At 37.9% G+C, this 3,002-nt stretch carries 4 protein-coding genes; all 4 read left to right on the top strand.

Features of this window, described 5'->3' with window-relative positions; translation table 11 throughout:
- Positions 1-71: 71 nt before the first annotated feature.
- Entirely contained in the window at positions 72-950 is an 879-nt protein-coding gene (locus RH89_RS14185) for a DUF4145 domain-containing protein (RefSeq protein ID WP_004403094.1), read from the top strand.
- Positions 951-1,097: 147 nt separating this feature from the next.
- Complete coding sequence (locus RH89_RS14190; protein ID WP_004403095.1) at positions 1,098-1,754, top strand: hypothetical protein; 657 nt, start codon at positions 1,098-1,100, stop codon at positions 1,752-1,754.
- A 138-nt stretch (positions 1,755-1,892) separates the two neighbouring features.
- The gene (locus RH89_RS14195; RefSeq protein ID WP_004403103.1) at positions 1,893-2,369 is read left to right on the top strand and encodes a hypothetical protein; all 477 of its coding nucleotides are present in this window, start codon (positions 1,893-1,895) and stop codon (positions 2,367-2,369) included.
- Positions 2,370-2,506: 137 nt separating this feature from the next.
- Positions 2,507-2,956, top strand: a complete 450-nt coding sequence (locus tag RH89_RS14200) for a DUF2971 domain-containing protein (protein ID WP_038146068.1) — start codon at positions 2,507-2,509, stop codon at positions 2,954-2,956.
- Positions 2,957-3,002 lie beyond the last annotated feature (46 nt).

The raw sequence follows: 3,002 nt of genomic DNA on the forward strand, positions 1-3,002 counted from the left end.
CAAGTATAGCCAAGCGCCGCTCACACCTTGATGTGGCGTTAGCTTAACTATTGAAAATTTGAGAAGTATAAATGACAACAAAAACAGTAAAAAGTCACTGTAGGTTATGTGGACATGAAACTAATCATGCCGTTTTAGCTGAAAAGGTAGACAGTTCCCGAGAAGATTATGCATATGATCATACGTATCAAATTACCCAATGTTTAGGTTGTGACACCAAGTCATTTCGCGAAGTACTTGAAGAGATTGAGCACGCATATCAAATCTCTGAGCACGAATGGGAAGTACCTACGTCTATAACGGTTTACCCAAATTTTATTAAGGGGCATAGAACGTTAGATGGTGAATATTATTTACCAAGCTTAGTTGGGCGCATATATAAAGAAGTTTTATTAGCAGTACAAGAAGATGCGTTGATTCTTGCTGGACTTGGGTTGAGAGGTACAGTGGAGGCTGTATGTAATGATCTAAATGTTACAGGGCGCAACCTTGAAGTACGAATATCCAAATTAGCGACAGGCGGATTTATATCTCGCAAAGATGCGGACAGGCTACACGGTATCCGTTTTATGGGCAACGATGCTGCTCATGAAGTGAGAAAACCAAAGCGAGAACAACTCTCAGTCGCTTTGAAAATTGTTGAACATTTACTTTCTAGCGTTTACATCCTTGAAGAAGAAGTTGAGGGTAAACTGGAAGTTACAATAAATGACTTTGCTAAGTTTGATGAGCTTTTAACAAGTAAGCTAAAGCAATTTACTTCGGGTGACGAGTTACCAATAGCAGCAATACTTGGTCGTGACATTCGTCGAGTTAAAGAGTCTTTGGTATCTCTAGAAACGGATTTAGTCGACAAAATTAAAAACGGTGAGTACACGACACTGACTCTTGGTAAATTAGATAATTATCAGAACTCTAAGAACAAGTTACAACATTACGTAATCGTTTAAGCTAACAAGCGCTTTAAGACGGATTCGCAACGCTTGGCGGTTTTGGTTTGATTCGGCTTGTGTGTTTACGGTGTAATGATTGAGTGTTGTGGTAGCATTGCTCACCACTTAAGCGGGCGTTATACCTTTTGGAGTAAAAATGACATATTGCAAAAAGTTTACCTTACGTCATTTAATGATGAGGGTGGCACAAATGATATTATTGAGGCCACTCGCTTTCTAAAATCACCGTGTATATCAAAGATAAAGCTAGTGATTTTTGAAAATAAGGGAGGTAGCGTTTCAAATCTCATAAAACTGGAAATGGCATTGGAATCAGCTCTAAAAAGAGGGGTGCGTGCTGATATTGTTTTTCAAGATAGAGCTGCATCATGCGGTGCGGTTTTCTATGTTTTTTGCCAGCAACTCAAACGTGAATTTGCAAATCAAGTTCATCTACAGGTAAATGGCACTAATGGTGAATTTTATCTTTGTTTTCATCAAACAAGGTTTAATTTCTATGATATTGACATAAATGGACTAGATCTCTCTGGTATTACTTACGATACTGAGAATAGAATTTTGTCGATTTTTGCTTCGAATGAAAATCACCCGATTATCACCCAGTTAGAAAATAGACACCCTGAATACAAACAAGGTCTACAAAAACTTTTCCAAAACAATGAAAATAAGTTGTTCTTTAAACGTTTCAAGCAGGCGATTTTGCGTTTGAAATTTGTAGAAGATAAGTCTGTAAGTTATTACTTTAACCAGTATCAGCAAAATCTTGATGTAGTACTTAAAGTAGTTGTAGAACAGGTATAACAAGCAATTTAAGAGGGATTCACAACGCTCGGCATTTTTGCTTCTACTTCAAATTTAGTGTTTATGGCACAATGTTTTAGGTTGGGTGGAAGCGTTGTTCACCCCTTAATTGGGCGTTGGGAGTTTCAGGTAACTTATATGAACTGGACAATTTTAATCGCAATTGCTGGTTGGTTTTTAGCCATTCTTCAATTTGTATTTACCTTCAGGGAAGCTAAAGATAAAAATGAAGCCGAGTTGCTAGAAAAGACTCTCAATTATTTTAATCAAGGCGCTCAATCCAGAACAATAGGCATTAGTTTAGTCGAAGGAATTTGGCTTAAGCGAAAGAAGAATTTAAATATAATTTTGCCTGTTCTCACTGCTCAAGTTTTGCATTTGCTAACCCAAGAGAAACTTGAAGCTCAAGAACAGAGAAACATTGTTAGGCTTCTGTTTTTAATTGAAAAATTATTGCCATATGCGACTGAAAGGCATACAGAGCTTGCTGAAATATCAGAAGCACTAATGTGGGGCGCGCAAAGTAATAGCGTAGCCAACGTGTCGCTAAGGAGTTGGTACAAAAGGTTTAATGGCGATACTGACATGTGGGATGCAGAGATTGAAAACTCCTAACAATAAATTTAAGCAGATTCGCAACGCTTGGCGCTTTTGGTTTGAATCAGCTTTAGTGTTTACGGCAGAATACTTCAGTTAGGTGGCAGCGTTGCTCACTACTTAATTTGGCGTTATCTTTATGGAGAAAATTTTAGTTGAGTACACTTTATCATTACACAAGTTTACAAGGCTTGATTGGTGTTATTACTGGTAAGTCGGTATGGGCTAGCCATTGTGAGTATTTGAATGATTCAAGTGAATTTATTCATGCACTTTCATTTGCTAAAACCGTCTCCGGAAACATATTTATGGACGACGATTACCTTGAGGCATTTGGTTGGGCGGTGCGAGACTCATTAGAACATATGGTAAAGCATGATGTTTACGTTGCTAGTTTTAGCGAAAATGCAGATTTGTTGAGTCAATGGAGAGGTTATTGTCCACAAGGGGCAGGCGTATCAATAGGATTTGACTCTGAAATACTCAATACATACTGTGAAAATCAAGGGTATCGACTGGAGAAATGTATTTACGACAGTGAAATACAGTCAAGTAGGATTGTTGATATAACAAGTCAGTGTTTAGAGATCTTTCCCAAAGCCTAGCATCACGCGAGCAGATTACGATGCTTTAAACAGCAAAGAACAAGTA

It is taken from the genome of Vibrio nigripulchritudo ATCC 27043 (assembly GCF_000222685.1).
In the GTDB taxonomy this organism is placed as follows: Bacteria; Pseudomonadota; Gammaproteobacteria; order Enterobacterales; family Vibrionaceae; genus Vibrio; species Vibrio nigripulchritudo.